At 60.5% G+C, this 16497-nt stretch carries 14 protein-coding genes; 7 read left to right on the forward strand and 7 right to left on the reverse strand.

The genetic code is table 11. The features are described from left to right. Nucleotides 1–25: 25 nt before the first annotated feature. Entirely contained in the window at nt 26–505 is a 480-nt protein-coding gene (locus DWU99_RS02585) for a (2Fe-2S)-binding protein (protein WP_115476426.1), read from the reverse strand. A 241-nt stretch (nt 506–746) separates the two neighbouring features. On the opposite strand from DWU99_RS02585, the gene DWU99_RS02590 reads away from it, so the two are divergent. Next, on the forward strand, nt 747–1361 hold the full coding sequence (locus DWU99_RS02590; RefSeq protein ID WP_115476427.1) for a nucleotidyltransferase family protein: 615 nt from the start codon (nt 747–749) through the stop codon (nt 1359–1361). Nucleotides 1362–1410: 49 nt separating this feature from the next. Here DWU99_RS02590 and DWU99_RS02595 read toward each other — a convergent pair whose 3' ends face one another. Genes DWU99_RS02595 through DWU99_RS02605 form a run of 3 tightly spaced genes read right to left on the reverse strand, consistent with a single transcriptional unit; the run spans nt 1411 to nt 7248 of the window. Continuing rightward, complete coding sequence (locus DWU99_RS02595; RefSeq protein ID WP_115476428.1) at nt 1411–2871, reverse strand: efflux transporter outer membrane subunit; 1461 nt, start codon at nt 2869–2871, stop codon at nt 1411–1413. A 19-nt stretch (nt 2872–2890) separates the two neighbouring features. After that, nucleotides 2891–4027 carry an efflux RND transporter periplasmic adaptor subunit gene (locus tag DWU99_RS02600; RefSeq protein WP_115476429.1) on the reverse strand — a complete coding sequence of 379 codons (1137 nt, stop codon included), beginning with the start codon at nt 4025–4027 and terminating at the stop codon, nt 2891–2893. 14 nt (nt 4028–4041) lie between these two features. Next, nucleotides 4042–7248, reverse strand: a complete 3207-nt coding sequence (locus tag DWU99_RS02605; RefSeq protein WP_115476430.1) for an efflux RND transporter permease subunit — start codon at nt 7246–7248, stop codon at nt 4042–4044. Between the two features lie 154 nt (nt 7249–7402). Here DWU99_RS02605 and DWU99_RS02610 point away from each other — a divergent pair, with 154 nt between their 5' ends. From DWU99_RS02610 to DWU99_RS02620, 3 genes are all read left to right on the forward strand, one after another. Further along, a complete protein-coding gene (locus DWU99_RS02610) occupies nt 7403–8083 on the forward strand; it encodes a heavy metal response regulator transcription factor (protein ID WP_115476431.1) in 681 nt (226 codons plus the stop codon). 29 nt (nt 8084–8112) lie between these two features. Then, entirely contained in the window at nt 8113–9510 is a 1398-nt protein-coding gene (locus DWU99_RS02615; RefSeq protein ID WP_115476432.1) for a heavy metal sensor histidine kinase, read from the forward strand. A gap of 319 nt (nt 9511–9829) precedes the next feature. Beyond that, complete coding sequence (locus tag DWU99_RS02620) at nt 9830–10123, forward strand: hypothetical protein (RefSeq protein ID WP_199535680.1); 294 nt, start codon at nt 9830–9832, stop codon at nt 10121–10123. A 32-nt stretch (nt 10124–10155) separates the two neighbouring features. Here the strand turns inward: DWU99_RS02620 and DWU99_RS02625 are convergent, their stop codons facing one another. From DWU99_RS02625 to DWU99_RS02635, 3 genes are read right to left on the reverse strand one after another with little or no spacing between them, the layout of a single operon-like run. Continuing rightward, nucleotides 10156–10353, reverse strand: a complete 198-nt coding sequence (locus tag DWU99_RS02625) for a hypothetical protein (RefSeq protein ID WP_115476433.1) — start codon at nt 10351–10353, stop codon at nt 10156–10158. A gap of 39 nt (nt 10354–10392) precedes the next feature. Next, nucleotides 10393–11199 carry a family 1 encapsulin nanocompartment shell protein gene (locus tag DWU99_RS02630; protein WP_115476434.1) on the reverse strand — a complete coding sequence of 269 codons (807 nt, stop codon included), beginning with the start codon at nt 11197–11199 and terminating at the stop codon, nt 10393–10395. Then, on the reverse strand, nt 11192–12262 hold the full coding sequence (locus DWU99_RS02635) for a Dyp-type peroxidase (protein WP_233510831.1): 1071 nt from the start codon (nt 12260–12262) through the stop codon (nt 11192–11194). The genes DWU99_RS02630 and DWU99_RS02635 overlap by 8 nt, the downstream gene beginning before the upstream one ends. Before the next feature lie 162 nt (nt 12263–12424). On the opposite strand from DWU99_RS02635, the gene DWU99_RS02640 reads away from it, so the two are divergent. From DWU99_RS02640 to DWU99_RS02650, 3 genes are all read left to right on the forward strand, one after another. After that, entirely contained in the window at nt 12425–12961 is a 537-nt protein-coding gene (locus tag DWU99_RS02640; protein ID WP_115476436.1) for a DUF488 domain-containing protein, read from the forward strand. A 316-nt stretch (nt 12962–13277) separates the two neighbouring features. Further along, entirely contained in the window at nt 13278–14915 is a 1638-nt protein-coding gene (locus DWU99_RS02645; protein ID WP_115476437.1) for an MASE1 domain-containing protein, read from the forward strand. Between the two features lie 494 nt (nt 14916–15409). Beyond that, on the forward strand, nt 15410–16387 hold the full coding sequence (locus DWU99_RS02650; RefSeq protein WP_115476438.1) for a hypothetical protein: 978 nt from the start codon (nt 15410–15412) through the stop codon (nt 16385–16387). The last annotated feature ends 110 nt before the right edge of the window (nt 16388–16497 follow it).

Raw genomic sequence — 16497 nt, forward strand, 5'->3', positions numbered from 1 at the left:
GACGATGAACGCGGCGGTCGAAGGCTCAGGCAATCGTTTGCGGCAACGTGGCCTGCCCGGTGGCGGCCTGCTTGATCGCCGCGCGGATGCGTACATACGTGCCGCAGCGACACAGGTTGCCCGACATGGCGATATCGATATCCGCATCGGATGGCGTGGGCTTCTGCGCAAGCAACGCCGTGGCCGACATGATCTGTCCGGTCTGGCAATAGCCGCATTGCGCCACCTCGATGCCCAGCCACGCCTGCTGCACACGCTTGCCGATCTCGGTAGCGCCGATGCCTTCGATGGTGGTGATTTTCTTGCCCACCGCGCCGCTTGCGGGCATTACGCAAGAGCGCACCGACTGGCCGTCCAGATGCACGGTGCATGCGCCGCATTGGGCCATGCCGCAGCCGAACTTGGTTCCCGTCAGACCGATGATGTCTCGCAGCACCCACAACAAGGGCATGTCGTCGGGCGCATCGACCGAATAGGATTGGCCGTTCACGAGCAAGGACAACATGGGCACCTCCGCACTATGCCAGGGAGACATGCGGAATCTGGATCAAACCGTACCCAGGTCATATCCGCAATGAAGGTCGGTATATCAGAAGATTCGGCCAGACAATAGGATGAATCGCATGCAAGTGGATGAACTGCTTTATTGATCCGCAATCTCGCGGGTTTCGCCTGTTCCGGGGTGAGACTTCTACGCTATATACCCAGGACCATCACGCCATGATACGTCTGGAAACCTTTCACTGATGACGCCCGCCTCCTCGCCCGTTGTACTCCTGCTCGCTGCAGGCGAGGGGCGCCGTTTTGGCGGCGCAAAACAGCTGGCGGAGATCGAGGGCGAGCCCATGTGCCATCGGGTAGCCCGCCTAGTACTCGGCTTGGGATTCCCTGTTGTTGCGGTGACGGGCGCACACGCCGAAGCTGTGGAGCACGTATTGCGTGAGTTGCCACTGCATCGATTACGCCATGAGGGTTGGAGCGAAGGCATGGGAAGCTCGATCGCAGCCGGCACGCGCCATGTCATGGCAAATCACTCTCGTGCCAGCGGCATACTCATCTGCCTGAGCGACCAGCCACTCCTGAATGTCGAAGGGCTACGCGACATGGTGGCGCGTCACCGTGTCGCCCCGGACAAAGTACTGATGGCCCGACACAACGGTATACCCGGCCCACCGACTTTGCTGCCGCGCGACTGTTTTGCGGAACTCGCGATGTTGACGGGCCCGGCTGGCGCGCGATCGGTGATCGAGCGCGACATGAGCCGCGTCGAGTTTTTTGATTTTCCAGAAAACCTGGACGTTGACACGCCACAGGACCTCGATGACGTCCGTCAACACCTGTTGAACACTCCGAACCGCTAGATTATCTCGTTCGAGGCAAGGCATTGGGTCGAAATGCCAAACCATCCACTCAACGCGCAGCCCAAGTGCCGCCCAAAGCCTTGATCAATTGAATGTCCGCCGCGAACCTGCGCCGCGAGAGTTCTATTTCCGCGCGCGTCTGCGCGAGATTCACGCTTTGCGTGGACACCACTTCGAGGTAATCCGTGGCGCCATCCTGATAGCGCGTCATCGCCAGTTGCGCAGCTTTTGACGATGCATCCACCGCGCGCTGCTGTGCAATCGATTCGTCTGCGAGCACGTGCAGCGAAGCAAGATTGTCTTCCACTTCCTGGAATGCACTTAATACGGTCTGGCGATAGTCAGCCGCGGCGGCGTCCTGTCGTGCCTTGGCGACGGAAAGTTCTTCGCGGCGTTGACCGCCATCGAACAAAGTGCCCACGAGCGCGGGACCAATCGCCCAGAATCGGCTGGGCAACGTGGCCCATTGCGCGAATTTGGATGACTCGAAACCGCCGCTTGCGGAAAGCACCAGATCCGGAAAGAACGCCGAGGTCGCCTCGCCGACATCCGCATTGGCCGCTGCGACCCTGCGCTCGGCGGCGGCGATATCGGGACGACGTTCCAGCAGCGTCGAAGGCAGGCCCGGAGGAATCGCGGGCAAAGGTAACGGTTGATCGACCGGCGATACGCTGAAACTCGCAGGTGGAATGCCGATCAGCACGGCAATCGCGTGTTCACGCAGCGCGCGTGCTTCGCCCAGATCGATCAGCTGTGCCTTGGCGACTTCCAACTGCGTTTCGGCCTGCTCCAATTCCGATTCGGAGGCGATGCCACCATCGAACTGCGTCTGCACCAACGCCTTGGCTTGCGTGTAAGCATCCACAAGTTGACTCAGCAACGCAGCTTCCACATCCAGTTGACGCAGGTCGACATAGTCCAGTGCAAGCTCCGCGTGCATGCTCAGGCTGACCGAGGCGAGGTCCGCTTCGCTCGCCTGCTCGCGCGCCTTCGCGGCGTCCACTTCATGTCCGATGCGATCGAACAGGTCGGGTTCCCACGAAGCGGTTACGCCCATCGAATAATCCTGCACCGTGCGCCCGGCAAGCGAACGCCCAATCACATCTTTCGAGGTGTGGTCGATGTTGGCACTGGCGCCCGCCGTAACGAAAGGCATGTAAGACGAACGCGCCACGCCCACCATCGCCTTCGCCTGTTGCAAATCGGCCAGGCTCTTCTTGATCGTCTGGTTGCCGACGGTGACCTTCGCTTCCAACCCATCCAGGATCGGATCGTTGAACACACCCCACCACTCGCCGTGGTCGACGTCGCTCGGTTGTGCCTGCAGCCATCCTTGCGGAGGCTTGGCGGTGGCTGGCTGTTGCGCATGGCCTGCCTCCTTGTAACGTGTCGGAACATCCACCGAAGGGCGCACATAGGCGGGCCCCGGCGTGCATCCGGCCAAACTGGCGAGACTCAAACCCGCGACGAAGATGTATTCGAGCTTCGCAAACCGCTTGTACGCACTCATGGCGATACCTCCGAGCACTTCAGGCCGACGTGGCCGATTGATGCTGGATGCGAACGGCCTGCCCCGCGCTGATCGCATCGCTGGGATTGACGATGACTTCTTCGCCGCCATCGAGGCCGCTGCGGATTTCCACTCGCGTGCCGAAATCGCGCCCCAAGGTCACGGTGCGCAAACGCACCACGCCACTCGCATCGACCACGGCCACCTGCACACCCTGCGGACGGAACAAGAGTGCGTTGGCCGGTAGCGAAAAACCCGGGTTGGCATCTGTCAGCGTCAAGCTGACCTTGGCAAAGGCGCCGGGCAGCAGGGTTCCATCCGGATTGTCCATATCGACTTCGACACGCAACGTGCGATTGCGCGGATCGATGGCACCTGACGTGCGCGCCACGGTTCCCTGGAATGTGCGGCCGGGATATTGCGACAACGCAAGCTCTGCCTTCGTGCCCGGCGCGATGTAGGGCGCGTCGTCCTGCGGTACGTCCACGAAAATACGCAGCCGATCGGTTTCCGCCAATTCAAACAAGGCTGCCGGTGGGCCGCTGTTGCCGGCATCGATCAACGCACCGACGTCGACGTTGCGCAACGTGATCACACCGTCGAACGGCGCATAGACCTTCTCGTACGACTGCAGTTGCTCCAATCGCTTCACATTGGCGAGTGCTGCCGCCAGCGTGGCCTGCTTGGCCTGCATCAGGCTGACGTTCTCTTCGGCCGATTGCTTGGATACGGCGTTCTTCTGCAGCATGTCCTGCCAACGCTCCGCCGTGACCTTGGCGATTTGATAGTTGGCCGAGGCCATGGTGGCGTCCGAACGCGCCTGGTCGAGCTGCGCATCCACTTCGGGTGCTTCGATCTCGGCCAGAAGTTGTCCGCTCTTCACATGCGTGCCGATGTCCGCAGACCAGCTTTTCAGGTAACCGCTGGTGCGCGCATAAATACCGGCGCGCTGATAGGCCTGGATATCGCCGGGAAGCATGAGCATTTGCTGAGCGGAAGCGCGCGCAGGCACGACTACCGAAACAGTCGGCTTGCTCAACGCCGCCGTCTGTTTCGCGACCTTGTCGCGTGCCGCCAGACGCGGCAAGCCACCGATGGCCAGCGCCGCACACACGACGATGACGGTTGTCGATACAAGCTTTTGTGAGCGATTCATGAGAGTTGCTCCAATCAAACCAACGAATCCGGGGCAGGAAGAGCCAGCATGACGTCCGCCTTGCCTTGGCGGGCGCGCAGCCACTGATGAACCGCCGCAAAGACCACCGGTACGAACACCAGCGTCGCCACGGTGCCGAACATCAGGCCACCGATCACGGCACGCCCAAGCGGCGCGTTTTGCTCGCCGCCATCGCCGAGGCCCAGCGACATGGGCAACATGCCGATCAACATGGCGAGTGCGGTCATCAGCACAGGGCGGAAACGCGTACCGCCGGCGTCGAACGCGGCTTGCAGCGGCGTGGCGCCATCCGCCAGGCGCTCGCGCGCGAAACTCACCACCAGGATGCTGTTGGCGGTGGCGATGCCCATGCACATGATCGCGCCCGTCAACGCCGGCACACTGACCGTGGTATGCGTGATGTACAGCATCCACGTGATGCCGGCGAGCGCCCCGGGCAGACCGCTGATGATGACGAGCGGATCGATCCAGGACTGGAAGTTCACCACCATCAGCGCGTAGACCAGCATCACCGCGAACAACAGACCGAGCAGCAAGCCTTCGAACGAGGACTGCATGGTTTGAACCACGCCGCGCACGACGATGCTGGAGCCGGCCGGAAGATGTTGTTCAGCCTGCTTCACCAGCTTCTGGACGTCCGCGGCCACGGAGCCGAGATCGCGCCCTTGCACGCCGGCAAACACATCGATCACCGGCTGCACGTTGTAATGCGAGACCACCGCATCCTGCGAGGTGCGCGACAAGGTGCTCAACGAACCGAGAATGGGCGGGATACCCTGCTGGGTCGCAACGCTTCCGGTGCTGAGCGGAATATTGCTCAGCGCCTGCAGCGAATCGATGGTGTACTGGGGCGATTCCGTCATCAACGGGTAGCTCACGCCGTTCTTGGGGTTGAGCCAGAAATTGGGCGATGTTTGCGAGCTTCCGGACAATGCGATCAGCAGATCTTGCGCGATCGTGTGCTGCTGGAAGCCCGCCTCGATGGCCTTGACGCGATCAACATCGACATTGATCGATGGCGCATCGTCGGGTTGCTGGATACGCGGATCGACCAGGCCGGGCACGGTACGCAACGAGCGCAGGAGACTCTCCGCCACCTGGCGGTTGCCATGGGCGTCGTTGCCCACGACCTGCACGTCGATCGGCGCAGGCAAGCCGAAATCCAGCGTCTGGCTGATGATGTCCGCGGGGAGAAACGAGAACGTGATGCCGGGGAAATCCTGGTTGAGCCGATCACGCAACTCCCTGACGTATTGCGCCGTCGGACGATGGTTCGCCTTCAAGCTCACCAGGATGTCGGCATCGGACGTGCCCACGGGCAGCGAAGAATCGTAGGTCATATTGATCCCGCTCACCGGCAGGCCGATGTTGTCCAGCATCGTGTCCAGCTCGGACGAAGGAATGACGGTGCGAATCTTCTGCTCGACCAGATCCACCAGGCGGGCGGTCTGCTCGATGCGCGTACCGGTGCGGGCGCGCATATGGAGACGTATTTCGCCGGTGTCGGAAGTCGGGAAGAAGTCGCGGCCAAGAAATGGAATGAGCAGCAGCGACCCACCGCATACCAGCGCGAAAGCAAGTGCCACGCGTTTCGGATGCGCGATGGCTGCCTGTAATGCCTGGCTGTATTTGCCGTGGATGAACTCAAACCCGCGTTCGAAGCGTTGCTGCAAGCGGCGCGCCGCCTGAAAGCGCCCTGCTCCGCCCTCGCGATGCACCGACTCATGCTTGAGCATGTACATCGCTAACGTTGGAATCAGCGTGCGCGAGAAGAAGTACGAGGCCAGCATCGCGAACACCACTGCTTCGGCCAGCGGCACGAACAGGTAGCGCGCCACTCCCGACAGCAGGAACATCGGCAGGAACACGATGCAGATCGACAGGGTCGACACGAGCGTGGGCAACGCGATCTGCGCCGACGCATCGATAATGGCCTGCATCAGCGGCTTGCCCGACTCGCGATGGTGCGTGATCGCCTCGATGGCCACCGTGGCATCGTCCACCAGAATGCCCACGGCCAACGCCAGGCCGCCCAACGTCATGATGTTGATGGTTTGGCCGAGCGCCGACAACACGATCAACGACGTCACCACGGATAACGGAATGGTGATGGCGATGATCAGCGTGGAACGCCAGCTACCGAGGAACAGCAGGATCATCACGGCGGTAAGACCTGCGGCGATCGCGCCCTCGCGCACCACGCCCGCCACGGCGGAACTGACGAAGACCGACTGGTCGGAGACGGGCTCGATCTGCAAAGCCTTGGGCAGGCCGGCGGCGATTTTCGGCAGCAACGCCTTCACGTTGCGGATGATGTCCAGCGTGGAGGCATCGCCGCTCTTCTCCACCTGCAACAACGCCGAGCGTGTACCATTCACTCGCACGATGTTCGTTTGCGGCGCGAAGCCGTCGCGCACCGTTGCCACGTCATGCAGATAGATCACGCCACCCGGCGTCGCCTTCACCGGCATCTGATTGAGCGCGGCCACCGTCGTGGGGCTGCCATTCATGTTGACGTTGTATTCGAGCGCGCCGATCTTCGCCGTGCCGCCCGGAAGAATCAGGTTCTGCGCATTGACCGCATTGACGACATCGAGCGGCGACAGACCACGTGCCTGCATGGCCTGCGAATTGATATCGACCATGATCTGGCGCACCTTGCCGCCAAACGGCAGCGGCACCGCCGCGCCCTGCACCGTGGCAAGCTGCGTGCGAATGAAGTTGTTACCCAGATCGTAAAGCTGCTGTTCGGACAGCGAATGGCTGGACAGCGCAAGCTGCAGAATCGGTACGGTGGATGCGTTGTAGGAAATCACCAGCGGCGGCAAGGTGCCCGGCGGCAACACCCGGATGATCGATTGGGCACTCGATACCGCCTCGGCAATGGCGCGGTTGATGTCCGCGCCCTGATGGAAATACACCTTGATCACCGACGTGCCGTTGACGGTCTGCGACTCGATGTGTTCGATGTTGTCCACGTCGGAAGTCAGCGCACGCTCGAACGGCGTGGTGATCCGGTTGGTCATGTCGTCGGCGGAAAAGCCGTTGTACGTCCAGACGATGCTCAGCACCGGGATGTTGATATTGGGAAAGATGTCGGTGGGCGTGCGCCGGATCATCAGTGGGCCGATGATGGCCAGCAGCAGTGCCAGCACGATGAAGGTGTACGGTCGGCGCAAGGCCAGTTGGACGATCCACATAGCGAACCCCGTTCTTGAGGCCTGGTGATTCCAAGGACGGTTCGAAAACTATTCCCCCGCTGCTTGCCGGGTACTGACGATCACCTGACGATTTTGTAATCGCGGTGCCGGGCGCATATGGCTATGATTTCTCCCAGGCACGAAGAGAACCGCCATGCGCCTGCTTGTTGTCGAAGACGAAAAGAAAGCCGGCGAGTACCTGAAAAAAGGGCTCGAAGAGTCCGGCTTTACCGTCGATATCGCCACCAACGGCATCGACGGACTGCATAACGCGCTCGAAGAAGACTATGCGCTGGTCGTGCTCGACATCATGTTGCCGGGCATGGATGGATGGCAGGTGCTCAAGCAGCTGCGGGCAAAGCGCGACACGCCCGTGCTGTGCCTCACTGCCGTGGACGAGCTGGAAGAGCGCGTGAAGGGCCTCGAGCTGGGCGCCGACGATTACCTGGTCAAGCCGTTCGCGTTCGTCGAACTGCTGGCGCGTATCCGCACCCTGCTCCGTCGAGGCCCGCCGCGCGATATCGAACACATGCACATCGGCGACCTGGAAATCGACGCGGTACGCCGGCGCGTGCGGCGCGGCGGCCAGCGCATCGATCTTACGCCGCGCGAGTTCGCGCTATTGCAATTGCTTGCACGCCGGCGCGGCGAAGTGCTGAGCCGAACGCAAATCGCTTCTTATGTGTGGGACATGAATTTCGACAGCGACACCAATGTGGTGGAAGTGGCGATTCGGCGGCTGCGCGTGAAGATCGACGATGGCCACGATGTAAAGCTGATCCATACGGTGCGCGGCATGGGCTACGTGCTCGACCTCGAGCATGAGGAAAATTAGAACGAAGGTGACCTGACCCGAGCTCTCTTATGCGCCATTCACTCACCGCGCGACTTACCGTCACCTTCGTGGTGATCACCGTCGCCTGCTTCAGCATCGTGGGCATGCTGCTGTTCAAGGCGGTGTCCCGGCGCATCTACGTGCACGATCAGACCAACATCATGCTCGATGCGAGGCATCTGCGCAGGTTGGCCCAGGAACTGAAATCGCCCGACGATGTGGTGACGCATCAGGATCGGCTCATCACCGTTGTGCTGGGTGACGACGCCAATGGCTTGCGCGTGTTCGATCATCAAGGGCGATTGCTGATCGATCACGTGCCCATGGGATACGACATCCCCGTCAAGCCCGTCGTACCCGACGATCAGCGCATCGTTCCGGAAAGCATTCAATCCTGGAAGGATCGGAACGGCGCCGAGATACGCGGTGTCGCCACGGCGGCGACGTTGAAGAACGGCGATTCCGTCACCATCGCGGTGGCACGCTCGCTCGCCGACCGAATGGCGCTCCTTGCCAAGTACCGGAGCGATGTGGTGCTTTCCCTGTTCACCGGCTTGCTGATTGCCGTATTGCTGAGTTACCTGCTCGTACGGCGCGCGCTGCGCCCGCTGAGGGCGATGACGGAAAGCGCTCGCGCCATCCATGCTCAGCGCCTGAGCACGCGCATGCCTTTGGAGAACGCTCCCACCGAATTGCTTACTTTGGCGACATCACTAAACGAAATGCTGGCCCGACTCGAGCAAGGGTTTGCGCGCGTCTGGCAATTCACCGTGGATCTTGCACACGACTTGCGTACGCCGATTGGCAACTTGCGTGGCGCCAACGAAGTGGCCCTGAACCGTCATCGATCCGTGACGGAATACGAGACGCTACTCGGCTCCAACATCGAAGAATGCGACCGCGTCAGCCGCACCATCGAAAGCGTGCTGTTTCTGGCCCGCGCCGAAAGCCCGCAATTTGCGCTGCAACGTGTCGCGCTCGATACCGCCCAGGAACTCCACCGAATCGCCGATTATTTCGAGGGTCTTTCTTCCGAGGCGAACGTCGCCCTTCGCGTGGATGCATCCGGCAGTGTCCAGGCCGACCGCGATCTGTTCCGCCGCGCCGTCAACAATCTGCTCTCCAATGCGCTGCGCTACACACCTGCCGGCGAGACGATCCGCATGCACGCCAGCCATACCGAGCGCGGTATGGACGTGTTCGTGGAAAACCCGGGTCGCGGCATCGATCCTGAACATCTGGACAAACTGTTCGACCGGTTTTACCGGGTGGATCGTTCGCGTAGCGACTCCGCCAATTCCACGGGGCTGGGTCTGTCGATTGTCAAAAGCATCATGGAGCTGCACGGCGGCTCGGTGTCAGTGCAAAGCCAATCGAATGTCACGCGCTTCACGCTGCATTTCCCCGACAACACCCGTTCCGGGTAGCTGCACAGGAAAAAGCCCTGAAAGGGCATCATTGGACCTGCCGAGTCAGTCGCCAGCTATCTACGATCGCCCTTCGCGTCAAATATTTAACGGACGCAGGCCCGGCCGCTTTCCTGGGTCCCATCGCGAAGGCTGGTTTTGCATTCCTGAACGGCTATTTCCGTCTCCGCCGCGACGCTTTTGAAGATGCATTCGGTGCGCGTGACCCAGTTCGATTCGAAACCGTGACGTGACGCACATTCCGGGCGCGAGCGTGGCCCAGCGCATGCTTATTAGTCGGTGAGGCTTGAAGGACCTCATGTCTGAAGGGTAAGCAGAGATGGAACAGATCGTCGAATGTCTGATTGCCGGTGGGCCCCAACACGGGCTGTTGCGTCGGCAGCTCTGGGATCCGCAATATCCGGCTCCGCCCGTGGTGGCATCCGGCGACGGCACGGTATGCGCGGCCGCCGCGTGTCGCCACGCAGGTTCCGATCGTAATCGCTTCCTGCTGGTGCATCCGCGGGCAACCGGTCAGCAGATTCTCGCCATGATGATGATGCTACGCGCGCTGGCCACGAATACGGTGATCGCATTTCCCGGCCCGGGTGGCGGACCGTCCAGGATGTTGTGAAATCCGAACGCGATGGGACGGATCGGCTTGTCCTAATCGCCCAGTTCCTGAAAGGCGTGGCCGTTGGCCTCCAACCCTTTCAAGGTCGCAGGTTGTAGCTCGTTCGCCCAGACGTGCCCCTCGAGTTGCCATTGCTTCGCGTCAACGAGATCCGGTAGCCCAACGCCCTGGCGCACATAGAGACCGAGAGTCGGCCGTGCCGGATTGATGTAGAGGTCGAATGCTTGCATGGTTCACGGCTCCGTAAAGGGAAGTGATCCGACAAAACCTTACTTTCCTCCCGCTGTCAGCATCACCGCGGCCTCGGCAGTCAGCTGCAGGAAAGTAAACGTCTCCTGCACATACAAGTGAACGCTGCGTTCGGAGTGGCTCAGGTAGCCGATGGAGAAATCCCGGCCCAGGTGAAGCTCGAAATCGCCCCCTCGCGTGCTCATCACCACGCCACCCTTGATCGCCGGTGCCCAGATGATGTCGCCATCCACGAGATGTTGAATGTCCCTGACGACGGGATATCCCTCGTCGGTGGCGCCACTGATTTTCGTATACGGTTGCTCGCCCAATAAAAGCGTGTAGGGACCGTTGACGCCTGCTTCGCGCAGACGGCTCACCGCTTGCGCTATCGCGGCAGGATAGTCGCCCACCTTCGCAGGCAACGTCACCGCCTTGTTGCTGGTTCCCCGGCGAATACCCGCTATGCCGGCCGCTTCGTAACCTTCGAAGATCGCTCCGTCTTCGGCAAAGGCGATCTTGCGCGCGGCGTCCTTGAGCGGCTGAAGATCGGGATCGTTGGCGCCACGCTCCACGGAATCGACGGCGTGACGCGACAGTTCGAAGGGAACCCGCAGTTCCACGACAGCCTTGACGTCCCGCAAGACGGCTTGGACACCATCGGCCGGAGGCTTGATGTCCTGCACGTGGCCAGTACCTACCGCGGAAAACTCGAAACCTTTCGGCCCCACCACGTCCACGACCCGCCGCGCAGCCAAATGGCGTTTCAGCGTCCTCGATGCTTCCTGTTCGATCTGTGCCCATGCGCCTTCCGAAATCGGCGCAAGTTTCCGGTGAAGATTATTCATGGGGGGGTTCTCCTTTGAGCGAACCGATACCGAGCGAACCATCCGATACGCGCGGCTGAGATTCGGAAACATCCGCCTTTGCGCCGGGTTCGGCAGGCACATTGGCCAGGAAGGTGGCGGATGGCACGAAAAACAGCGAGCCGGTGACGGCCTTGCTGACGTCGAGCAGGCGATCGTAATTGCCGGGCGGGTTGCCGACGAACATGTTGTCGAGCATCCGCTCGATCCGGCTTGGCGACCGCGCATAACCGATGAAATACGTGCCGAACTCGCCCTTGGCCGCGTCGCCGAACGGCATGTTGTCGCGCAAGATCTCCAATTGCTCGCCGTTCTCGACAATGGTCGTGAGGGCGTTGTGCGCATAGGCGGGTTTTACGGCATCGTCGAGTTCGATGTCCGAAAGCTTCTTCCTGCCGACGATCCGCTCCTGCTGTTCGACAGGCAAGGCATTCCACGCCTGCAAGTCGTGAAGGTACTTCTGCGTGATCACGTAGCTTCCGCCGGCGAAGTTCGGATCTTCCTCCCCGATGATGGTCGCATCGATGGCATCCTGGTCGACCGGATTTTCCGTACCGTCGACAAAACCGAGCAAGTCGCGCTCGTCGAAATACTTGAACCCGTGAACTTCGTCGGCCGTGGAAACGGCATCGCGGATGCGCGACATGATTTCGTTCGCCAGCTCGAAGCACAGATCCATGTGCGCGGCACGGATATGAAACAGCAAGTCTCCCGGCGTGGAGACCGCGTGGTGCACGCCTCGAATCTCGCGAAAGGGATGCAAATCTGCGGGTTTCGGCTGGCCGAAAAGACGATCCCATGCATCGGAACCGAAAGCCATGACGCACGATAGACGACCACTGGGGTCGCGAAATCCCACAGCCCGCAAAAGCGATGCCAGGTCGCCGCAAAGCGTTCTTACTGACTCATCGTGCCCAGGCTCCGGTTTTAAGGTCACCACCAGAAAAATAGCGGCTCCTGTGAGCTTGGCGATAACTGGTTGCGGAATGACGGAAGGCACTATCGATTCCTCACGAGTTGGTTCTAGGGTCTGTTTGCCCGCCATCCGGCGTCATCGCTCAGTCGTGTACGGACGTACACTCCTTCACTCTTCCTTGGCTGGCGTGCAAACAGCTCCCGGCGCGGGCCACGCGAATAGTGTGAACAGGCCCTAGCAGTATGGTTCTGATGCGGCGAACTTGAAAGTCCGGCAGAAGCACGACTGAGCATGACGAACATCCCCTTCTATACGATCGGCCATTCGACACATCCGGTCGATGACTTCATCCGCATGTTGCAAGGTGAAGGCATAAGCCTGGTGGTCGATGTTCGAACCGTGCCGCGCTCGCGTACGAATCCTCAGTACAACCGTGACGTGCTGCCGCAATCGCTGGCTTCATGCCACGTCGGATATGAACACATGGCAGCGCTCGGCGGTTTGCGCGGCAAGGACCGTCATGTATCGCGCGATGTGAATGCCTACTGGCAAAACGAAAGCTTTCACAACTATGCCGACTATGCGATGAGCGAGGATTTCCGCGATGGATTCACGCGTCTATGCGAGCTCGGCCGCGACCAGCGTTGTGTCGTCATGTGTGCGGAAGCCGTGTGGTGGCGATGCCATCGACGCATCATCGCGGACTACCTGCTGGCTTCCGGAGATGAGGTGCTTCATATCATGGGGCCGGGAAAGATCGAGCCAGCCCGCATGACCCTGGCCGCACGCCGGATCGATTCGAAAACCTTGGCCTACCCCAAGGCATAGTGAATGCGGAAGCAGGCCAGCCCCCAACGAGGCCACCCCGGATGCCTCATGTGGAACGACTTGTGCATGGCTCCATGCCAGGACGAAGACAAACGACTTATCGCGGCATCTTCCATGACGCTCCAAGCCTGTCTTTTTTACACAAACAGGGCAGCCGGCCGATATCATTAGGGAGGGATTATTCAAGGGGATCTGAGCGCGCGATGTTGTGTTGTCGAGCACTCGTTCCGGAGTTCGGTCTTAGCTGATTTACTACATCAGATATTGCTTGTAAGTCACTGAATTCCAGGTATTCACTCCAGCAAGGGGATGGGGTATGAAGAACAGGACAGGGTCATCCGTGCTGTACCAGGTGGCGGTGGTATTGGGTTACCTCGCCGTCTACACCCTCATTCGTCCCGTGTCCGACGCCCATTGGGAACTGACTTCGGGTCTTCGCCTCGCCCTGCTGTTGCTCGTCCCCTACCGATATTGGGCAGCTTTGGCCGTGGGTGACGCGATGGCGTCTGCCTACCAGAGCAGCCTCTCCGTATCGCAGTTCGGGCTTGCCTGGGCCGTGGTGAACTCCGTGCCCTTTATTGCCCTGGCCATGCCGGTGGTGTGGCTGTGCAAGGAAAAACTCGCGCTTTTTCCGTCCAAGCGAGTCGTCAACTTCCAAGCGCTGCTGCTGTGCACGCTGGTGGTTCCCATCATCTGGTCGCTCGCCAACTATGCGGCGATGTCGCTGGCGAAAAATCCAGGCGTCGAGATAACGCCCATCCTGCTGGTTTATCTCTTTGTCGGTTCTTACGTCGCCCTGCTGACGACCATCCCCTGGGTCATCATCGCCAAACTCGAATTCCGTAACGGCATGTGGCTCAACCGCCTGCGCGGGTTCGTCAAAGGTTCGCTGGCCCTCGATGCCGCCGGCATCCTCATTCCCTCTCAACTGATCTTGTCGTGGCTGACCTTGCACGGCAAAGAAGACAAGCAGGTCTATTGCCTCTTCATGTTCCTGCCGGTGGCCTGGCTGACCCTGAAGCACGGCTGGCGAGCCGCTGTGATGGGCGGAACCGTCGTGGTCGCCTGCATCAACGTATTGATGAATTACGACACGCCCGACGCCATGGTCTTGCAAGTTCAGTCCATGATCGCCTTCGCCATCACCTGCCTGATCGCCATGGGTGCGCGTATCTCCGCGCTGCATCAACGCGAGGAACAGGAACACGTCGACGTCAAGCAGGCGATGCGGCTGGCCAGGCAAAGCCTCTACGTGGGCGAAATGCGCTTGCGCCAGGCTTCGGAAACGCTGGAATACGTCTGCGGGGAAATGCAGGTCACTCAAAACCGGTTGCTCAACCGCTTCCGGATGATGCTACCGGCCAACGAAAGCCAGATGTATTCCAAGCAGGCGGCCACCGCTCAGGAAAAGATGTACCAGATCGCCGATGCGATGCATCCCATCGCCTGGCGACGCCGGGGTTTGCGTGCAGCCTTGCGCGAAAACCTGGGGCGCGCACTGGATGAAGCGGGCGTCGCCTACAACTATCAAGTCAAGGGGCGCGGCTTCGGCGCGCACGCAGCGAACCTTCACACCATGATTTATCGCCTCGCTTGCGAATCGGTGGTGTACATCTGCGCGAACGTGCGTTGCTCCGATATCCGCCTGACGCTGCGCGGCATCGATATCGACGGCAATCGTCTCGTGGTGCTGCGCGTTGACGGTCAGCTGGATGCCTCCACCGACGACAGCTCCTTCTTCAGGGAAGGTCAGCGGGACCGTCTCGCGCACAAGCTTGGCGTGACAGGATTGGACCTCGTCGAACTCAGGGACCACGTGCAGCTGTTCAACGGCGAATTCCACGTTCGACCGATGGAAAAAACGTTGCGGCTGACATTCCTGCTGCAAGACGTCGCCGAAAAAGAGTGGGAGCACTTGTCGGCCCCCACTCCTATGCGGCTATGGGCCAGCTAGCCCAAGCTTAGGATCAATGTCCCCCAGAGCACTGCAGGACATTCGTGCAGGTGGCCGCAATCACTTGAGAGAAGATGCTGCCTTGCGCGGTTGTCGTGCTGCTGGTGGTACTCGTGGTCGTTCCAGTTGTCTGCGCGGACGCGGCAGAAGCAAACAAGGCGCAGAAGATTCCGGCCAAAACATAGACGTTTACGCGGTTCATAAAAGCCACCCTTTACAGTGCCGGGCACCATTGCCCGCGCCAATCTTGCAGTAAATCAATGGATTGCACTGTGATCTGCACACTCCAAATTGACTGAATTTAGGGTTTTTCGGCCTGAAATCGCTGTCGTCGGCCTGGGTTGCATGGCATGGCATGCCGCACTGCAGCGACGCGGACCTTTGGCCACGGCCGGCCCTGCTGGCGTGAATAGCTGGCGAACGCTGTAACGATGACCGCGCCGTCCACGAAAACCGAGTGGTAGTTTTCATTGGACGGGCTTGTGGGAGCGGTTATGAAGCGTCGACGCTTTCTACAGATGATGGGCGGCCTTGCAGTCGCTGCATGGTCGCCTTGGCGCGCTGTCGCCCAGAGTTACGACGATCCCGAAGACATCCATGCCCGATTGAAAGGGACGCCCGATCTGAAGCTGGTGATGGGAAACGGCGACATCTCCGTCGTGATTGCGGGCGATTCCTCTCCGCTCGACAAGCGCCGAATCGAAGTTTGGATCAGGCGAAGCGCCACCGCCGTATCGACGTACTTCGACCGTTTCCCCGTCGACCACTGGGGTTTGCTCGTTGTCCCTGAAGACGGAGGCCATGTCGGCCCCGCCACCACATGGGGATATGCAGGTTCGATCACGCGTGTCGGCGTAGGGCGCGAGGTGTCGGAGGAGTATTTGCGAAACGATTGGGTGCTGGTACATGAGATGACCCACCTGGCGCTCCCGCGAGTACCGATGCGCAGCGAGTGGTTCATGGAAGGCAACGCCACCTACGTCGAGCCCATTGCACGCGCACAGGCCGGACAGATGCCGCCACAAGAAGTCTGGCGCTGGGCCGTCGACGACATGTCCAAAGGACAGCCCCAAGCCGGCGACAAAGGGCTGGATCATACGCATACCTGGGGAAGGACATACTGGGGCGGCGCCATGTATTGGCTGCTTGCCGAACTGGCCATCTACAAAAAAAGCGATGGACGATATCGCCTGCAGGACGCACTGCGCGCGATCAACCGTGCAAGCGGCGGCAACACGGCATCCTGGAGCGTGGAACAAGCGACTCACGCAGGAGATATCGCCGTCAAGAGCGACGCGTTGACCTCGCTTTACGATGAACTTAAAGATCGCCCGGTCACCGTCGACCTCAATGGCATGCTTCAGCAACTCGGCGTTTCAGAAGTTGCGGGCGTCATTCGCTTCGATGATCGTGCTCCGCTCGCCGAACTGCGCCGCTCGATAACTTCCCCGCGCGGTCGTTCGCAGACATGACATCGAACGGCGAGTCGCTGCGTCCGACAGACGCAGCGCGTTGATGCGTAACCGACGGGTGTCCACACGCTCAAGCAGTCCCTGCCCCCGTCGCCCCCGTGCGCCACGAT

It is taken from the genome of Dyella psychrodurans (assembly GCF_003363265.1).
In the GTDB taxonomy this organism is placed as follows: Bacteria; Pseudomonadota; Gammaproteobacteria; order Xanthomonadales; family Rhodanobacteraceae; genus Dyella_B; species Dyella_B psychrodurans.

Coding starts and splice junctions, on each gene's coding strand:
- DWU99_RS02585 (WP_115476426.1), bottom strand. CDS start 505: ATGTTGTCCTTGCTCGTGAACGGCCAATCCTATTCGGTCGATGCGCCC.
- DWU99_RS02590 (WP_115476427.1), top strand. CDS start 747: ATGACGCCCGCCTCCTCGCCCGTTGTACTCCTGCTCGCTGCAGGCGAG.
- DWU99_RS02595 (WP_115476428.1), bottom strand. CDS start 2,871: ATGAGTGCGTACAAGCGGTTTGCGAAGCTCGAATACATCTTCGTCGCG.
- DWU99_RS02600 (WP_115476429.1), bottom strand. CDS start 4,027: ATGAATCGCTCACAAAAGCTTGTATCGACAACCGTCATCGTCGTGTGT.
- DWU99_RS02605 (WP_115476430.1), bottom strand. CDS start 7,248: ATGTGGATCGTCCAACTGGCCTTGCGCCGACCGTACACCTTCATCGTG.
- DWU99_RS02610 (WP_115476431.1), top strand. CDS start 7,403: ATGCGCCTGCTTGTTGTCGAAGACGAAAAGAAAGCCGGCGAGTACCTG.
- DWU99_RS02615 (WP_115476432.1), top strand. CDS start 8,113: ATGCGCCATTCACTCACCGCGCGACTTACCGTCACCTTCGTGGTGATC.
- DWU99_RS02620 (WP_199535680.1), top strand. CDS start 9,830: ATGGAACAGATCGTCGAATGTCTGATTGCCGGTGGGCCCCAACACGGG.
- DWU99_RS02625 (WP_115476433.1), bottom strand. CDS start 10,353: ATGCAAGCATTCGACCTCTACATCAATCCGGCACGGCCGACTCTCGGT.
- DWU99_RS02630 (WP_115476434.1), bottom strand. CDS start 11,199: ATGAATAATCTTCACCGGAAACTTGCGCCGATTTCGGAAGGCGCATGG.
- DWU99_RS02635 (WP_233510831.1), bottom strand. CDS start 12,262: ATGGCGGGCAAACAGACCCTAGAACCAACTCGTGAGGAATCGATAGTG.
- DWU99_RS02640 (WP_115476436.1), top strand. CDS start 12,425: ATGACGAACATCCCCTTCTATACGATCGGCCATTCGACACATCCGGTC.
- DWU99_RS02645 (WP_115476437.1), top strand. CDS start 13,278: ATGAAGAACAGGACAGGGTCATCCGTGCTGTACCAGGTGGCGGTGGTA.
- DWU99_RS02650 (WP_115476438.1), top strand. CDS start 15,410: ATGAAGCGTCGACGCTTTCTACAGATGATGGGCGGCCTTGCAGTCGCT.